The sequence below is a fragment of the Streptomyces sp. NBC_00212 genome (assembly GCF_045206365.1).
Classification (GTDB): domain Bacteria; phylum Actinomycetota; class Actinomycetes; order Streptomycetales; family Streptomycetaceae; genus Streptomyces.
Genome location: NZ_CP108116.1, coordinates 160003 through 175168, shown reverse-complemented (window position 1 = coordinate 175168; position 15166 = coordinate 160003). Strand labels below are relative to the sequence as shown.

Genomic DNA, 15166 nt, shown 5'->3' with positions numbered 1-15166 from the left:
GATGCTTCATTTGGCCGAAGGTAGAGCAGCCTCCTGACCGGTTCCTGACGCTTGACACGCAATCAGATTCCGTTTGTCGAGGGGCAGTTCGGGCGGGACGGGCAGGGCGTCAGAGATGAGTCAGGCACGGGTCAGCCATGGGTAAGGCATAGGTCAGGTGGGTCTGGCATCGTAGTTGTTGTGAACGGCGAGGGAGACCGGAGCCGCGAACTGGGAGAGGTGCCCGGAGTGGTTGATCGGGGACCAGGGCGCAAGCTCGAAGTCGGATCTTTCGGGGTCCACGCAGGTTCGAATCCTGCCCTCTCCGCGTGGTCGGTCCGGGTGGTTGGGGCCGGTGTACAGGGAGAGGTGCCCGGAGTGGTTGATCGGGGACCGTGGCTCTGCCGAGGTCGGATCTTTCGGGGTCCACGCAGGTTCGAATCCTGCCCTCTCCGCCGTGAATCAGCTGGACGGTGAGCGCCTCGCGGCGAAGCGGGGCGCTCACCGTCGCTCCCTCTCCTCCCTGGGGTCATACCCCTGGCCACACCTGGCAGGAGCTCGGCGACCTGCTCGGCGTGACCCGCCAGGCCGCCTTCCAGAGGTTCGGCAAGCCGATCGACCCCCGGACGGGAGCCCCGATGGACAAGACGGTGCGCATGGAAAACGCGGCGGAACGCGCGAGGACGATCGTCGAGGCCGTCCTGGAGGACCGCATGGACGAGGCGAGGCAGACCTTCAACGCCCAGGTCCTGGAGGCCTTCACGGACGAGGTGAGGGGCAGCGGCCTGGCCACGGTCGCGGGCCTGGTCGGCGCGTTCGAGGACTTCGCGGACGGGGAGCCGTTCGTGCGGCGCGTGGGCGACCACACAGTGGTGGACATTCCGTTGCGCTACGAGGCGGGCGACATGAAGGCGAGGGTCGCCTTCGACGCGGACGAGAAGGTGGCGGGTCTGTTCATCCTGGCGCCGGAAGTCCCGTAAGGGGGACGGCTGGTCGGAAGCGGGCTCCCGGTCCTCTCCTCGGCCACTGCGCCAGCGTCCCCCGAGTGGAGCACATCGAGCCCGGCGAGTTCCTGGCAAGCTATTGGCCCGCGCCCATGCTCCGGCCCGACGAGCTGCGCGATCCGATCCGATTGATTGGCATGCCCACGGTCGGATCGGACGCGCTGACGAATGGGGACGAATCGTGACCCAGCTCAAGACCCTGAGTACGTACGTGACCCCCGAGTGCCGCGAGGCCCGCAACCTCCGCTGGGAGACGGGGCACCTGCACTGTCCCGGGCCACTCGAACTGCGGCAGGCGCCGGGCACGGTGGCCTTCGAAGTCCTCAAGTGCGCCTGCCCCTGCCACGCGGCCGAGCCCGAAGCGTCCGCACCGCCGATCTGATCCGGACCGCCTCCTTCCCGTAATCTGGGTGTGGGTACGGGTACGTACCCGTACCCTGTAAGGGTGGAAAGGAGCACAGCCATGAGCGACGCCAACGTCCGCATCCCCGAGGAAGCCAAGGATCGCCTCGCGGCCATAGCGGCCAGTGAAGGGCTCTCACTGCGGGCCTACCTCGCCCGCCTCGCCGACACTCTGCTCACCCCTCAGGAGAGGGAAGAGCGGGCGGAGCAGGCCAGGGCCGCGCTCCAGAAGTGGAACGGGTACGCCCCGACAGCCGCCGAGCAGCAGGATCTCGACGCTGAACTGGACCAGCGCCTGGCCCGGGTGACCGGCCGGTGAGCGAATGCGTGCACATCGTCCTGGACGAAACGGCGATGACCGCGGCCGGCCAGGGCGACGTCCTGGCATCCCGTCTCATCCATCGCGCACACGGGCAGCCGGGCTGGTTCCTCTGCGCCCCGGCCTGCGCCCTCGTCGAAGCCGAACGCAGCCGTCCCGGGACGGCCGAGCACCTCGCCGCGATGCCCGGCGTCATCGTCCTGGACCTGGACCTGCCCGCAGCCCTGGCCGTCGCCCCACACGAGACGTGGGCCGCCGCACACGCCGAGTACGCCGCACAGCCCACCCCGGACCGGCCGGACGGAGCGATCATCGCGACCACCGCCCCGAAGCGCTGGGAATCCCACCCGGTCCGCGTCCTGGACCTCACGCCCTGAATTCGGTTGGGCGCGACGCGGGCCCGCTGCTAGCGTGCGGATGCGCCGTGCCCCCTACCAGGAGGTGAGACCCCATGAACGCAGTATCCCGATGGGTGCTCCCCCTCCCCGTTACGGTCGGCGACTGACGTAGGTGTCGCCGGGAGCGCCGAGACGAACAAGGCACTCCCGAAGGACAAGACCTATGAATTCTGTGCACTTCACCGCGGAGACATCGGCGAACGGTGTCATCGAGCGCGACTTCACCCTGGGCGAGCTGACCGGCGCCCTCTGGTCGCCGGCCTCCGGCGCCGGGCGCGCGCCCCTCGTGCTGCTGGGCCACGGCGGCGGCAACCACCGCAAGTCCCCGGCCATGGTGGGCCGGGCCGAGCGCCTCGTGACCAACGGCGGGTTCAACGTCGCCGTCATCGACGCACCCGGCCACGGCGGCCGCCCGCGCACCGAGTACGACGAGCGCGAGATCGCCGTGATGCAGCGGGCGATGGCGGCGGGCGAGCCCGTCGGCCCGATCGTCCGGCGCTACAACGCCCACCTCGCCGAGCGCGCCGTACCGGAGTGGCAGGCGACCCTGGACGCCCTCCAGGAGCTGCCGGAGATCGGCGCCGACGGGCCGGTCGGCTACTTCGGCCTCAACATGGGCACCGCGATCGGCGTCCCGCTGACCGCGGTCGAACCCCGCGTCACCGCCGCGGTGTTCGGCCTGTTCTGGCCGGAGACGCTGGTGGAGACGGCGAGGCGGATCAGCATCCCGATCGAGTTCGCGTTGCAGTGGGATGACGAGCACATCCCGCGCGAGGCGGGCCTCGCCCTGTTCGACGCGTTCGCCTCGAAGGACAAGACGCTGCACGCGAACGCGGGACGGCACAAGGAACTGCCCAGGTTCGAGGCCGACAGCGCGGTCCGGTTCTTCGTACGCCACCTCGGCGGAGCCGCCGGGCCGCAGGGCTGACCCGACCTGACGCGGTGCTGGCGCCCGGCCACCAGCCGGGCGCCAGCACCGCCGAAGCCGTCAGCGTATCTGCGAGAAACTGTGGGTGTGAGGCGTCCCCCGGAGTCCACGGGGGTTTCCTCAGTGCGGTCCAGCAGCGACACGATCACCACGACACATCCCAGTCACCGCCGATACCCATACGCCGCGGCGCTCACCTGCAGCGATGACCATTCGAACGGTACAGGCGGCCGGCTTCAGGGCTGAACCGCCAGAGGCATGAGGTTTTGGCACCGTACAGACTTATGCAAATCGCTGGCTCTGTTCGTTAGGCCCTGCAAAGATCCAGGCGGCACAGACGGGCATCAGCGGTGCCCGGCTTGGCACGCATCCCGTCTGCAGGGGTGAACTGTGGTCCTGAACACGTGATTTGCATGGCTTGACGCCTGAGCCCGCGTCCCCGGCCGCGGAATGTTTTGTCCGCTTTTCCGGTAGCAGCTCAGCAACAGGATGGAGACCTGATGAAGTCCCGTATCAAGGTGGCGCTGGCCCTTGCGGCGTCGCTGGCCGCGGTCATGGCGGTCGACGGAACTGCTCATGCGCAACAGATATCCCGCTCGCACGTCATCATGTACAACGCGCAGAAGAACACCTGTCTGCGCACAAATGGCAATGAGGTCACGCTGGGCTCGTGCGGCGATGCGGCCGCCCAGTGGAACATCATTCCCGACGACGGCTACAACGAGATCCAGAACGTCGCCACCGGAACATGCCTGGAGCACTACAACCAAGCGGGCGGGATGTTCCCCGTCAGCGGTGAGACGTACCTCATGTCCTGCGCCGGCAACCCGCGCGTGCTCTGGGACGCAGACTTCGTGTACAACAACGTGTTCCTCTTCCAGAATCACGAAGATCCCAGCATCTGCCTGGACTCGGGGCAGCAGAACCCGGCCAGCTCGGGGTTTTGGCTGGAGTTCAACAACTGCCACCTGAACAACGCCTATCAGCAGTGGGAGCTTGCCTGATCCGCACTGCGCCCGGTTCCAACTGGAGCGCCCTGAGGGCCTGATGGTCCTCGTCGGTCAGATGGAGGCTGATGCGGCGGCCGCCGTCGGTCATCACGAGCCCGGCGGCCTGTGGCCGCCGGGGTCCTTTCCACAGTGCCACGTCCGCACTCAACTCGTCGCCGTCATACTCACCTTCAACGTCGACCCCACCCTCAGCACCAACACTTTGATGGTGGGCTGTATTTCGGCGCGGTGAGCACGGTTGGTGAAGTGATGCCTGTGCACCTTCTTCCAGGTGGGACTGTTCCGTAGGACTGGCGGTGCGTCCCGCACGAGACGCACCGCCGGGTCCCCCCCCCGGGCGGGGGCCCGGCCCTGGGTACGTCAGCCGTTGCTGGGCGGGCTTAGCTTCGCTTTTATCCCTGAGAGTGTCGGATCGCAGGTCATGCGGTTGTTTTGACCGCTGGATGGCGAGGTGCGGGGCCGCGTCGGGTGCCTTGCGGTCGACCTGTGGAGCGTCCGCAGGGTTGTGGCGGGTTGGCCGGTGTTCGCACCGCCGCCTGGACGTGACGAAATCGTCGGCGGACTCGGCCGGGTGTGAGCTGAGCAGGTGGCAGGGGTTGTTCCCAGGGCAGTCGGTGGTCGCTCACCAGGGTGCGGGCGAGGCGGAGTTGGGTGTAGGCGGCGATCACGAGCCATGTCCAGCGGTCGGCCTGTTGCGGAGTGCGGGGCCGGGGCAAGGTCCAGTTCAGGGTCTGGCGGACGAAGCGGAAGGTGTGCTCGACGTCGAAACGGCGGGTGTAGGCGCGCCAGAGCGGGTCTGGATCGGGGGTCGTGCCAGACGGTCCTGCCCACCACAGCCACAACGTCTTCGGCGCCCGGCTGCGGCCGGGCAGCCGGGCGACGGTGAGGCGGACCAGGGTGCCGGGGACGATGGGGCGGGGGCCGCGGCTGCCGTGCCCGTCGTGCTGCTGGGTCTTGGCGTGCAGTCGATGCCACATCTGCACAGTCACCGCGCCGTACTGCTCGTCCGTGCAGGTGTGGACGGAGTCCGGGGCCGGCCAGGTGGCGGGGTCGGGGCAGGCGAACTTCGCGCCGTGGCGGCGGGGCCGTCCCACGCCCGTAGCCTTCCTGGGCGGCGGGTCGGCGTAGAAGGACCGGTCGGAGCGGACCCGGACGAGGATCTGGGCCTCACTGCCGGTGAGATCAAGGACCAGGCGGACGGAGTCGTAGCCGCCGTCAAACACGAACAGCGGGCTCTGCACGCCCAGTTGAGGACGCTGTCGTAGCAGGCTACGGATCTGATCGGCGGCGACCGTGCTGGGGTTCTCGCCCGGCACCAGGCGCCGGGCATCGATCGGAGCGGTCCAGGAGTTTGTCGTCAGCTCCAGGCCGGCGAGCCAGGAGTAGGCCCAGCCGGCCACGATCGGCTGCCCCGCCGAATGCCTGGAGGGATGGTAGTAGTAGCCACGGCCGGGCGAGCACTCCGCGTCGCTCCGGACCCACACACTCACATCCACCGCGAACACGGGACACGACGTACCAGGCAGCGAGCCGGCGAGTAACGCACGTACCGCTTCGGCATGCACCTGTCCTTTTGCCAGGGCGGCGTAGGTGCTGCCGTGACCGCGCCGGTGCAGCCCGTCCAGCGACAGATACGGCAGCGAGATGACCGGCCCGGCTGCCAGCAAGGCGTCCGTCAGCTCGAACAACGCATCCGCCCGTCGCACCAGACAGTCATACCAACCCCTGCGGAAGCGCATCAGATCGGTCTGCCTCTGGCGGGCCGTCCCGCCCCCGAGCACACTGACAGCGACGGCCATCGCGCCCTCCCCGGTCTTCACCTACCTGGAGGATCCCGCGATGGCCGTTCTATGTCCCACACATCCCGGCCCTGGCCGGGAGCAGTACGCCGCTGGGCGAGGAAGATCTGCTCGACCTGGCCATGCTCGCCGGGTACTGCGTGGACGGCCCCCAGCCCGAGACGATCCCAATGCGGGAGAGCAGCGCCGTCGTCAACCGCGCCCGTCTCGACAGCGGCGCGACCCTCCTCCTCGACACCGTCACCGACGTGCTCCGCCTGGCGTGCGTCCTGTCGGACGGTGACGTGACCCTGCTGGAGCCCACCCGGTTCCGCTCGCCGTCGCGCCGGGTCCGCCGTGCCCTGCTCGCGGGCCTCGACCGTGTCGTCGCGGACGCCCCGGACAAGCTCGCCGACGTGCTGGCCCACCGCGAGGCGTTCAAGCGCCTGGGAGAGCGGCTGCACGCCCACGAGTACGAGGCGCGCTGGCCGCACGCCGCCGACGTGTTCGCCGTGGCCCGGGGCGAGATGCAGGCCCGCTCCTTCGACAGCCGCGTCGAGGAACTGCTCGGCGCGAACGACGTTCCCGGCGCGGCGCGGCTGCTGGAGTCCGCTCCGGGCAAGCTGTTCCGCTCTCTGGACCGCCTGCTGCGCGCCTGCCTCACTCAGGACGAGCGTGAGGGGGCGGCAGCCGCGGCCGAGCGGGTCGCCCCACAGGTCTCGGGCCGGGTCCTGCTCTCGGTGCGCGAGCACTTCGACAACCGCACGAAAGAGGGCGGCGGGCGCCGTGTCTTCGTCAACCGCCTCGGCCGCGCCTGGGTCAGCGACGACACCCGCCCGCCGGTGCCGGCGGCCGAGCGCGAGCGCCTGACCGCGGCGCTGGACGTCGAGATAAGCCGCCGCCTGCCGGAGCCGGGGCATCTGCTGATCGACCCGGACATCCTGGACGTCGCGCTCCCGCTCAGCGGCAAGGCGACGGCGGCCGGCCTCGGGGTGCTGCCGCGCAGTTCTCTCACTCCAGTCGACGGCGAGTTGCTCCGGTTCTTCGTGTACTGGAAGCAGACGAGCCGCACCACCGACTTCGACCTGTCGGCGCTGATGCTGAACGCCGCGTATGAAACCGTCTCCTGGCTGTCGTACACCGCTCTCACCGAGGTCGAGGGCGAGCACTCCGGCGACATCACCGACGCACCCGACGGCGCGTCGGAGTTCATCAACCTGCGCCTGGGCGCCGTGCGCGGCACTTACATCGTCCCGCAGGTCAACATCTTCTCGGGGGAAGGATTCGAGGAAGTCGAGGAGTCGTTGTTCGGCTTCATGCTCCGCGACGCCGAACAGCAGGGCCGCCCCTTCGAACCACGCACCGTACGCGCCTTGTCGGCATGGAGCTTGCGCGGCCTGTAGTACCGGCCCCGGTCGCCCCCCGGCCTGGACTCCAACAGCATCTACGAGCATCCGCGACAACTACGCCGTCCAGTCCCAGACCCCTGTGCAAGGTGGCCGTGGTGGCATGGCGTAGCTGGAATGCCGTCGCACGTTTCTGCTCGTGATGTCCAGCAGTTCGGAGGCTTGGCTCGAAATGCCGGAAGGCCCTCATCGCTGAGGGCCTTCCGTCGGGTTCGCGTTGAGTCAGTGGTTCTTCTCGTACGCCGCGCGAACGTCAGCGGGCACGCGGCCGCGATCGTTCACCGCGTAGCCCTTCTCCTTGGCCCAGGCGCGGATAGCAGCGGTGTCCTTGCTGCCGCCTGCGGGACGGGGCGCCGCCTTGCGGCCCCGTCCAGAGGTCCGCCGTCCGGCCTTGGTGAAAGGCGCGACTGCCTCAAGCAGCTTGTCGTAGCTGTCCGGGCCGAGGTCGATTTCATAGGCCACACCGTCGAGAACGAGAGTATGCGTCGCGGCCTCCTGGTTCTCTTCACCCGTGAGGTCGTCGGTGTAGATGGTTACGATTTTCTGAGCCATAGAGGGATTCTATGGGCGATCGGTGCTTTGAATATCCAGGATTTCAAAGCACCAGGAAACACGTCGGCCGCCGTGCTCCGCGGCGTCTGCCACGCTGCTCCACCCCCACGCCCGCCGACCTCCAGACCGACGGACAGGTGCCGCTCGGCGGCAACCTGGTCACCGCCGACGCCCGCTCCTGCGAGAACACCCCTATCCCCCGGGCTGGTAGGCCGGTTCAGCACGAGCCCGGGCGCACGCCGGCCGGAGTCGATGCCTCACGGCCGCCGCCTGAGGTCCAGCCTGCGCAACGCTCACCGTCGTAGCGGGGCGGGCGACGCGGTGAATGCCCTGCACATGTCTCGCCGCCGTCGAGCCGCAGATCAAGCCTCCGGGAACACGGCGTGGGTCTGCAGCGGGCCTGCAGTGATGCGCAGCGTCCGGATGCGGACCGGCTCTTCCTGGTCGAGGTAGAAGATGTGCATGAACGGGGCCCGCACCACTTGGTCCGGTTCGCTCTTCCTGGCCATAGTTGCCTCGCCGCGCAGCAGACGGACCCCGTTGTCCGCGGTCCAGAACTCAAGAACCTCATGGGTGATGTTCAGCGGCGAGTCAATCTTCACGAAGAACGCCTTGATGGCTTCGACACCGTGCACATGCGCGGTGCCGAAGAACATGTCGGTGTCCTCGGTCAGTGGCGCGAAGCCCTCATCGAACTCCAGGGTGTCAATGGCGTCCATGAACTTCAGGACCCAACCGGCCACGGCCGTCGTTTGTGCGGAGCCTTTCATGGCGATGGTCTCCTGTTCATGCGGCGGACAGGGCAGCGTGGAAGGCACCGCTCTCGACACTGACGCCTCCGAGATGGGGCGCGGCACGGCATCGTCAGTCTTGGGGGCGTTCGAACATGGGCGTGGCTTGCGCGTCGTACGGCAGGGTGGAGACGGCGGCGGCGTAGCCCTGGTCCAGGGTCTGCCGTTGGCGAGCAGTGTGCGGGCCCTTGGGGAGCGCGGCCAAGCGCCCCAACCGTTCCTCGTACGCCCCAGCAGCGTGCTCCGCAGTCGCCTGCCAGCCAGATTCGTATCTGTCGGAGCAGGCCTTGAGGCCCGCCGTCGCCTTGTTCAGCGGTCGCGGGGCGGGGACATGCGTGCGTGCAGCAGGGTGCTGCGGGTGAGTTCGGCACCTTGCCTGTGTTCCTCGTTGAACAGTGCGACGAGGCCCTTGGGGGCTTTCCAGTGCTGGCGCAGGCTGACCGTGGCGGCGAGGTCGTCCAGGAGGGTGTCGATGACGGCGGCGGCTTCGCTGGGCCGGTCACCCCAGCCGTCGCCCCACCACAGATGCTCGGTCGGTGTACAGGGCGCAGGGTGGACGTGGCCGTCGCTGGTGGTGATCCACACGGTGTGGTGCAGGACGACCGAAGCGAGTTCCGCGCCGCCGGCCGGGAGAGAGCGGGGCGTAGAACCGCCACAGCTGCTTGCCGTCCTCGCGGGGGGTGCGCAGAACGGGCATGTCGGTGAGCGGGTCGAGGAAGAACGCCTCCGCCCGGTCGTCCTGAGCCAGGACTGCGTGGGCGGCGGTCGGATCGCACATCGTCAGCCGGCTGGTCCACCGGGCGCTGATCGTGCCGGACTGTACGGGGATTTCGGTGACCGACCCGAAGGGCAGCAGCTCCGGCTCGCGGCCGATGACGATCTCCAGCGCGGCCACGGCGTCCGGGTGGCTGCTCAGGGCGAGCTTGTGCCAGCCAGCCTTGAGAGCCTGGCGGTCCCCGTCGCACGGCAGCGGATGGCGGGTGGTGTCGGGCACGGCGCCCGCGACGACGGGGTTCGGATTCTCGCCGTACCCGTCTTTGCAGAAGATCTCGATGTCGTGCGCCGTGTGATCGATCCGGTCGTTGCGGATGCTGTTGGCCATGTCGGTCGCCGCGGCCCGGGCAGTGACGTCGAAGGTGTCGTTGCCGGCCGCCCGGCGCAGGGTCTTCTCGCTGGTGCTGGCCGGAACTTCGACCACGGCCGCTGGGGAGCCGGGCTGCCACTGGCGGATCAGCGGCGCCTGGCGCAGCGTGCCGGGCCACCAGGGCAGGTCTTGGCCGGCGAGCGCCGCGACGTCGCTCCAGTCGGCTTCGTACTCGATGCCCGGGTGAGCGGTGTCGGCGGCGACCAGGGAAGGTCCGCGGATGCCCATGTCCCCGTAGAGGGCGCAGACGGTGACGACGCTGTCCGGGTTGCCCTTGGCGGTGATGTCAGTGGCGACATCGGCGGCGGCCTTGCGATCAGCGCAGTGCACGATGCGGACCACGCCGAGAGCGGTCCGCCAGTCCAGTGCGGGTCCCCGCACGGTGTCCTTGTAGCCCGCCCATCGGCCCGTGGCGAATTCCTCGGGCAGCGGGCGCATCAGCACGGCGCCGCGGTGGGTGAACTCCGCGGTGCCGGCAGCCCAGGCGGAGACCTGCCCGCCGTCCCAGACCTCTTCAGGCTCCCTGCCGCGGAACGGCCCACCCAGGTTCGGATGCTCCGTCGGCGTGGGGAAGTCGTCGTACTTCCGCACCAGCCGCCACATCCCGAACGCGTTCACGCCCAGCAAGCGCTGTACTTCCGCCTTCGACAGATAACTGTTGCTCACGCCCATCCCGGGCTCCTCCCCCTCGCAGGGCCGATGCGCCCAGGCTCAGAGCATGGGACGGCCCGGCCGGGCAGCGCGCGACATCCGCCGTGCCCTGCCCGGTTCCGCACCTGCATTGGCCGAGAAGCGACCAAGCCGCAGCACACCTTGAGCGCCGGTTGGCGAGCTGTTCGGCGTCTTCCCCTCCAGGAAAGGGATTGCCTCTCTGGCAGAGGCTGGCATCCGGCCCGCGAAATTCCTTGAGGAGGGTGCGATTTACAGACTCGTTCCGCTTACGCGGCGAGCAGGTCCGGGTCCTCGATCGCGAAGTCGCGCCGCCCCAGCTCTTCCCTCAGGCGGCGGGCACTTTCAAGCCGTTCATGGCTTGTGGGGTGGTTAAGGGACTTTGGTCCCTGGAGAGTCAAGATCAAGTAAATGGATCATCAAGTGACCCGGTGCTGATGCGCCGTCACCGAAACGACCCATAGGGAGACTTGTGTCCGTCATCGAATCGCGCACCTTCAAGACCGCCTGCGCCAGCCTGGTCGCCGCAGCGCTGATCGCGACCGTGGCGCCCGTGGCGAACGCCGCCGAACACACAGCGGCCGGCGAGCCGGGCGGCAGCGGTGAAGGGTTCGCGGTCAACCTGGCCGAATGGGGCTACACCTACGACGAGGCCGTCGAGGCGTTCAAGGACTCCGACGTCGTCCAGGTCGTGTGGGGCGAGCTGCCGCCCGCGGGCGACGGGCGGATCCAGAAGCGCGGGGTGAGCTTCGGCTGGTACGTCTACGTCACGCTCAGCCAGAGCCAGGCCCGCGCCATCCTGTTCGGCACCTCGGCCACCGCCGCGGGCATCATCGGAGTCATCACCGGCGGCATCGGCGGCGCCGTCGCCGCGGGCGTCTACTCCTACATAGCCAGCCTCGGCAGCGACAACCTGAACAAGTGCAAGAAGGTCGAGATCCGCTTCACCTACGCGGGCAAGGCCGCCGGAGGGAAGTGCATCAAGTGAACCAAGGAGCCAACGGCATGAGGACGCGCCCGGCGGTCATCGGGATGCTGACCGCCATCATCGTCTTCTTCCTCGGCATGCTCATCCACGCCCAACTCCGCACCGACAGCAGCGCCCTGGGCAGCTCGCTGCTCACCTTCGCCGCCGTCGCCGTGCCCGGCGGACTGCTCGCCTGGTGGCTCGCCGGCCGTCCCCGCCGCTGATCTTGCCGGGGCCCGGCCGTATCGGGCCTGGCCCCGGCAAGGCGCCGTTTCTCTACGTGAGACCCGGCTTGGCCAGTGCCGTCGTCCAGTCCGTGCGCTCGCCGAACTCGGCCTCAGTAAGCCGCTGAGCCCTCCCCCGTGCCGGCTGTTCTGCCGCTGCGTACCCGTCAATCGTCGAAACCGGCCGCGTGCACTCCGCCCTCTCCGCAACGTCAGAGCCGACGCATAGGCTGCTCGGGCATCCACGGGACGAGGAGAAGCCCATGTTCACCGGACACTTCAGTGCGCTGGACGTCGTCTTGCTGGCACCCCCGGTCCTGGCGGCGGTTCACCTGCTGTTGCCCTGCATGTTCACGGTGCGTCCCTTCGAGGTCGGCCGTCGTGTGGCCGTCCTCGCCGGCGTGTGGGCGTTGGCCGGGGCGGCCGCGTTTGCTCTGCCTCGCCTGAGTGATGCCTTCTACGGCGAACTGGGCATCGGGCAGTCTTCGGTGATCGACCAAGGATGCCGGAGGTCCGCGGCGGCAGCGCGGAGGAGCCGGAGTTGAGTGTGGGCGGCAATGATCAGCCAGGTCCAGCGGTCGGCGGCCTCGGGGGTGCGGAGCTTGGGGCGGGTCCAGCCGAGCGTCGTCTTGATCATGCGGAAGGTGTGTTCCAGGTCGAAGCGGCGCAAGAATGCCTGCCAGCGGATGTCGACGTCCGTGCCGGTCAGGCCCGTCCTGGAGGACCACAGCCAGACCGGAACGGGAGTGGCGTCGCCGGGCAGGTGGTCGACTTCGAGCCGGATCAGCGTGCCGTTGAGTACGGGGAGTTCGCCGTGGTGGTCGATCCAGGCGTTCAGGTGCCGCAGCCGGGGATGGATGTGGTCCCAGGCCATGGTCCGGGCCAGTCCGTAGCGTTCAGTGGCCTGCGCGGTGGCCGCGTCCGGCTCGCCCCAGGTCTGCGGCGTGGCCAGGCGGAATTCCGGTCCGTGCTTGGGGATCCTCCCGCCCTGCGGCAGCGCGGTCGTCCGGGGTGCGGGACGACGCATCACGCGGTCCGAACGTAGTCGTCCCAGTACTTCCACGGGCAGGTCACCAAGGAGGTAGGCCAGGCGCGGGGCGTCGTAGCCGGCATCGCAGACGATCAGGACGTCCGCATCGCCCTCGCGCCACCGCTCCTGAGAGATCAAGTGCTGCACGACCCTGCGCAGTTGGACGGCGGTGACCTCGGCCACGTCGTCGGCGGGGCCGAGCCGGACGGCATCCAGGAGCTGACACCACGAGGTCCGCCCGCGCTCCAGCGCGGCGACGAAGACCTTGGTGCTGTATCCGCTTCACTGCCCATTAGGAGTACGGCCACCCCGGAACAAGCTGGTCCGAGGCACGGCCGCTGCGGCCGTAGACATGGCAGAACAGACGCTCCGCACTGCACGGCGCGTCCGGCCGGAGCCAGTTGGTCACATCCACCGCCAGAACGAGGCGCCCGTCGGCGGCCTGCGGCTGTGGCAGCGCGGCCAGCAGCCGGCCGAGCCGCGTGGTATCGATCCGGCCGCGGTTCAGCGCGTCGTACATGGCGCCGTGCCCGCGCCGGTGCTCGGCGGTCAGGGTCAGGTCGACCGGTGTGGTCACCGGTCCGTCGGCACACAGCAGCGCGTCGGTGAGCTCGAAGAGCGCGTCGCCCCGCGCGGTCAGACATGCATGGAAGATGTCCCGGAAGTGTGACGCCCAGGCGAACGCGTCACGGCGGTCCTTGAGTTGCAGCACACTCATGTCCACGGCCTTCGCGCTGGTCCCGTGTGTTTCTTGATCCGGAACCCAGGATCAGGCGAAGGCCGCCCTGACGTGCGGGAATTACCCAGCCGAGCGAACGCGTACGAGAAACGTTCGACAGCAGCACCTTAAAGATCAAGCTCAGCCCCGGGTGAGCTTCTTGTAGGTGGCGCGGTGCGGGCGGGCCGCGTCCGCACCGAGGCGCTCGACCTTGTTCTTCTCGTACGACTCGAAGTTGCCCTCGAACCAGTACCACTTGGACTCGCCCTCGTAGGCGAGGATGTGGGTGGCCACTCGGTCCAGGAACCAGCGGTCGTGGGAGATCACGACGGCGGCACCGGGGAACTCCAGGAGCGCGTTCTCAAGCGAGGACAGCGTCTCGACGTCGAGGTCGTTGGTGGGCTCGTCGAGGAGCAGCAGGTTGCCGCCCTCCTTGAGCGTGAGCGCCAGGTTGAGGCGGTTGCGCTCACCACCGGACAGGACACCGGCCGGCTTCTGCTGGTCCGGGCCCTTGAAGCCGAAGGCGCTGACGTACGCCCGGGACGGCATCTCGACCTGGCCGACGTTGATGTAGTCGAGCTCGTCGGAGACGACGGCCCAAAGGGTCTTCTTCGGGTCGATGTTGGCGCGGCTCTGGTCGACGTAACTGATCTTGACGGTCTCGCCGACCTTGATGGAGCCGTTGTCCGGCGTCTCCAGGCCCTGGATCATCTTGAACAGCGTGGTCTTGCCCGCACCGTTCGGACCGATGACGCCCACGATGCCGTTGCGCGGCAGCGTGAAGCTGAGGTCGTCGATGAGGACCTTGTCGCCGAAGGCCTTCGAGAGGTTGTTGACCTCGACGACGATGGAGCCGAGGCGCGGGCCCGGCGGGATCTGGATCTCCTCGAAGTCCAGCTTCCGCATCTTGTCGGCTTCGGCAGCCATCTCCTCGTAGCGGGCGAGACGGGCCTTGGACTTGGCCTGGCGCCCCTTGGCGTTCGACCGCACCCACTCCAGCTCTTCCTTCAGACGCTTCGCACGCTTGGCGTCCTTCTGGCCCTCCACCTTGAGGCGCGCGGCCTTGCTCTCCAGGTACGTGGAGTAGTTGCCCTCATACCCATGGGCGCGGCCGCGGTCGAGCTCCAGGATCCACTCGGCGACGTTGTCCAGGAAGTACCGGTCGTGGGTGACGGCCACCACGGCGCCCGCGTACTTCGAGAGGTGCTGCTCCAGCCAGTTCACCGACTCGGCGTCGAGGTGGTTGGTGGGCTCATCGAGCAGCAGCAGGTCGGGCGCTTCGAGCAGCAGCTTGCAGAGGGCAACGCGGCGCTTTTCTCCACCGGAGAGGTTGGTGACGGGCCAGTCGCCGGGCGGGCAGCCCAGGGCGTCCATGGCCTGCTCCAGCTGGGCGTCGAGGTCCCACGCGTTGGCGTGGTCCAGGTCCTCCTGGAGCTTGCCCATCTCGTCGAGCAGCGCGTCCGAGTAGTCCGTCGCCATGAGCTCGGCGACCTCATTGAAGCGCTCGAGCTTGCCCATGAGCTCGGCGGCGCCGTCCTGGACGTTCTCCAGAACGGTCTTGGACTCGTCGAGCTTGGGCTCCTGCATGAGGATGCCGACGCTGTACCCGGGCGACAGGAAGGCGTCACCGTTGGAGGGCTGCTCAAGGCCCGCCATGATCTTCAGCACCGTGGACTTACCGGCACCGTTAGGTCCGACCACACCGATCTTCGCGCCGGGCAGGAAGCTCAGGGTGACGTCATCCAGAATCACCTTGTCGCCGTGCGCCTTGCGCGCCTTTCGCATCGCATAAATCAACTCAGCCATACCGCAAGCTTATGACCTGCATGGTCAGGCTCTTGACGCAT

General features: G+C 68.3%; 17 protein-coding genes, 2 tRNA genes and 2 pseudogenes. 13 read left to right on the top strand and 8 right to left on the bottom strand.

Annotated features, from left to right (window positions below; translation table 11 throughout):
• The first annotated feature begins 213 nt into the window (after positions 1-213).
• From OHA17_RS40650 to OHA17_RS40605, 10 genes are all read left to right on the top strand, one after another.
• Positions 214-307: transfer RNA gene (locus tag OHA17_RS40650), tRNA-OTHER, on the top strand.
• A 35-nt stretch (positions 308-342) separates the two neighbouring features.
• Positions 343-434 (top strand) — tRNA-OTHER (locus OHA17_RS40645).
• Between the two features lie 18 nt (positions 435-452).
• A complete protein-coding gene (locus OHA17_RS40640; protein WP_331721363.1) occupies positions 453-959 on the top strand; it encodes a DUF3887 domain-containing protein in 507 nt (168 codons plus the stop codon).
• A 65-nt stretch (positions 960-1024) separates the two neighbouring features.
• Entirely contained in the window at positions 1025-1168 is a 144-nt protein-coding gene (locus OHA17_RS40635) for a hypothetical protein (protein WP_406510975.1), read from the top strand.
• Positions 1165-1365 (top strand): hypothetical protein, encoded by a 201-nt coding sequence (locus OHA17_RS40630; protein ID WP_331721362.1) that lies wholly within the window; start codon positions 1165-1167, stop codon positions 1363-1365. Before OHA17_RS40635 ends, OHA17_RS40630 begins: the two co-directional genes overlap by 4 nt.
• An 81-nt stretch (positions 1366-1446) precedes the next feature.
• Entirely contained in the window at positions 1447-1704 is a 258-nt protein-coding gene (locus OHA17_RS40625; protein WP_331721361.1) for a hypothetical protein, read from the top strand.
• Complete coding sequence (locus OHA17_RS40620; RefSeq protein ID WP_331721360.1) at positions 1701-2081, top strand: hypothetical protein; 381 nt, start codon at positions 1701-1703, stop codon at positions 2079-2081. The genes OHA17_RS40625 and OHA17_RS40620 overlap by 4 nt, the downstream gene beginning before the upstream one ends.
• 184 nt (positions 2082-2265) lie before the next feature.
• Complete coding sequence (locus tag OHA17_RS40615; RefSeq protein WP_331721359.1) at positions 2266-3030, top strand: alpha/beta hydrolase; 765 nt, start codon at positions 2266-2268, stop codon at positions 3028-3030.
• A 500-nt stretch (positions 3031-3530) separates the two neighbouring features.
• On the top strand, positions 3531-4034 hold the full coding sequence (locus tag OHA17_RS40610) for an RICIN domain-containing protein (protein WP_331721358.1): 504 nt from the start codon (positions 3531-3533) through the stop codon (positions 4032-4034).
• On the top strand, positions 4027-4272 hold the full coding sequence (locus OHA17_RS40605; protein ID WP_331721357.1) for a hypothetical protein: 246 nt from the start codon (positions 4027-4029) through the stop codon (positions 4270-4272). Before OHA17_RS40610 ends, OHA17_RS40605 begins: the two co-directional genes overlap by 8 nt.
• 187 nt (positions 4273-4459) lie before the next feature.
• Here the strand turns inward: OHA17_RS40605 and OHA17_RS40600 are convergent, their stop codons facing one another.
• The gene (locus OHA17_RS40600) at positions 4460-5839 is read right to left on the bottom strand and encodes an NF041680 family putative transposase (RefSeq protein WP_331721356.1); all 1380 of its coding nucleotides are present in this window, start codon (positions 5837-5839) and stop codon (positions 4460-4462) included.
• 68 nt (positions 5840-5907) lie between these two features.
• Between OHA17_RS40600 and OHA17_RS40595 the strand changes: the two are divergent.
• Positions 5908-7215, top strand: a pseudogene (locus OHA17_RS40595) (hypothetical protein); the annotation flags it as partial.
• A gap of 231 nt (positions 7216-7446) precedes the next feature.
• Here the strand turns inward: OHA17_RS40595 and OHA17_RS40590 are convergent.
• The 5 genes from OHA17_RS40590 to OHA17_RS40570 form a co-directional block, all read right to left on the bottom strand.
• Complete coding sequence (locus tag OHA17_RS40590) at positions 7447-7776, bottom strand: Lsr2 family protein (protein ID WP_331721355.1); 330 nt, start codon at positions 7774-7776, stop codon at positions 7447-7449.
• A gap of 362 nt (positions 7777-8138) precedes the next feature.
• Complete coding sequence (locus tag OHA17_RS40585) at positions 8139-8546, bottom strand: nuclear transport factor 2 family protein (RefSeq protein WP_331721354.1); 408 nt, start codon at positions 8544-8546, stop codon at positions 8139-8141.
• Positions 8547-8640: 94 nt separating this feature from the next.
• The gene (locus tag OHA17_RS40580; RefSeq protein ID WP_406510974.1) at positions 8641-8772 is read right to left on the bottom strand and encodes a hypothetical protein; all 132 of its coding nucleotides are present in this window, start codon (positions 8770-8772) and stop codon (positions 8641-8643) included.
• A gap of 104 nt (positions 8773-8876) precedes the next feature.
• Positions 8877-9152 (bottom strand): hypothetical protein, encoded by a 276-nt coding sequence (locus tag OHA17_RS40575; RefSeq protein ID WP_331721352.1) that lies wholly within the window; start codon positions 9150-9152, stop codon positions 8877-8879.
• Positions 9067-10383, bottom strand: coding sequence for a hypothetical protein (locus tag OHA17_RS40570; RefSeq protein WP_331721351.1), 1317 nt, complete (start codon positions 10381-10383; stop codon positions 9067-9069). Before OHA17_RS40570 ends, OHA17_RS40575 begins: the two co-directional genes overlap by 86 nt.
• A 469-nt stretch (positions 10384-10852) precedes the next feature.
• On the opposite strand from OHA17_RS40570, the gene OHA17_RS40565 reads away from it, so the two are divergent.
• Together OHA17_RS40565 and OHA17_RS40560 are read left to right on the top strand one after the other, a co-directional pair.
• The gene (locus OHA17_RS40565; RefSeq protein WP_331721350.1) at positions 10853-11368 is read left to right on the top strand and encodes a hypothetical protein; all 516 of its coding nucleotides are present in this window, start codon (positions 10853-10855) and stop codon (positions 11366-11368) included.
• A 17-nt stretch (positions 11369-11385) separates the two neighbouring features.
• A complete protein-coding gene (locus OHA17_RS40560; RefSeq protein ID WP_331721349.1) occupies positions 11386-11571 on the top strand; it encodes a hypothetical protein in 186 nt (61 codons plus the stop codon).
• 357 nt (positions 11572-11928) lie between these two features.
• Here the strand turns inward: OHA17_RS40560 and OHA17_RS40555 are convergent.
• Together OHA17_RS40555 and ettA are read right to left on the bottom strand one after the other, a co-directional pair.
• Positions 11929-13319, bottom strand: a pseudogene (locus OHA17_RS40555) (NF041680 family putative transposase); the annotation flags it as partial.
• 141 nt (positions 13320-13460) lie between these two features.
• A complete protein-coding gene (gene ettA / locus OHA17_RS40550) occupies positions 13461-15125 on the bottom strand; it encodes an energy-dependent translational throttle protein EttA (protein ID WP_331721348.1) in 1665 nt (554 codons plus the stop codon).
• Positions 15126-15166: the final 41 nt, after the last annotated feature.

What these genes read in the sequence shown, in the direction of transcription:
- OHA17_RS40625 (WP_331721361.1), top strand. Translation starts at nt 1,447, where the DNA reads ATGAGCGACGCCAACGTCCGCATCCCCGAGGAAGCCAAGGATCGCCTC.
- OHA17_RS40615 (WP_331721359.1), top strand. Translation starts at nt 2,266, where the DNA reads ATGAATTCTGTGCACTTCACCGCGGAGACATCGGCGAACGGTGTCATC.
- OHA17_RS40610 (WP_331721358.1), top strand. Translation starts at nt 3,531, where the DNA reads ATGAAGTCCCGTATCAAGGTGGCGCTGGCCCTTGCGGCGTCGCTGGCC.
- OHA17_RS40600 (WP_331721356.1), bottom strand. Translation starts at nt 5,839, where the DNA reads ATGGCCGTCGCTGTCAGTGTGCTCGGGGGCGGGACGGCCCGCCAGAGG.
- OHA17_RS40590 (WP_331721355.1), bottom strand. Translation starts at nt 7,776, where the DNA reads ATGGCTCAGAAAATCGTAACCATCTACACCGACGACCTCACGGGTGAA.
- OHA17_RS40585 (WP_331721354.1), bottom strand. Translation starts at nt 8,546, where the DNA reads ATGAAAGGCTCCGCACAAACGACGGCCGTGGCCGGTTGGGTCCTGAAG.
- OHA17_RS40570 (WP_331721351.1), bottom strand. Translation starts at nt 10,383, where the DNA reads ATGGGCGTGAGCAACAGTTATCTGTCGAAGGCGGAAGTACAGCGCTTG.
- OHA17_RS40560 (WP_331721349.1), top strand. Translation starts at nt 11,386, where the DNA reads ATGAGGACGCGCCCGGCGGTCATCGGGATGCTGACCGCCATCATCGTC.
- ettA (WP_331721348.1), bottom strand. Translation starts at nt 15,125, where the DNA reads ATGGCTGAGTTGATTTATGCGATGCGAAAGGCGCGCAAGGCGCACGGC.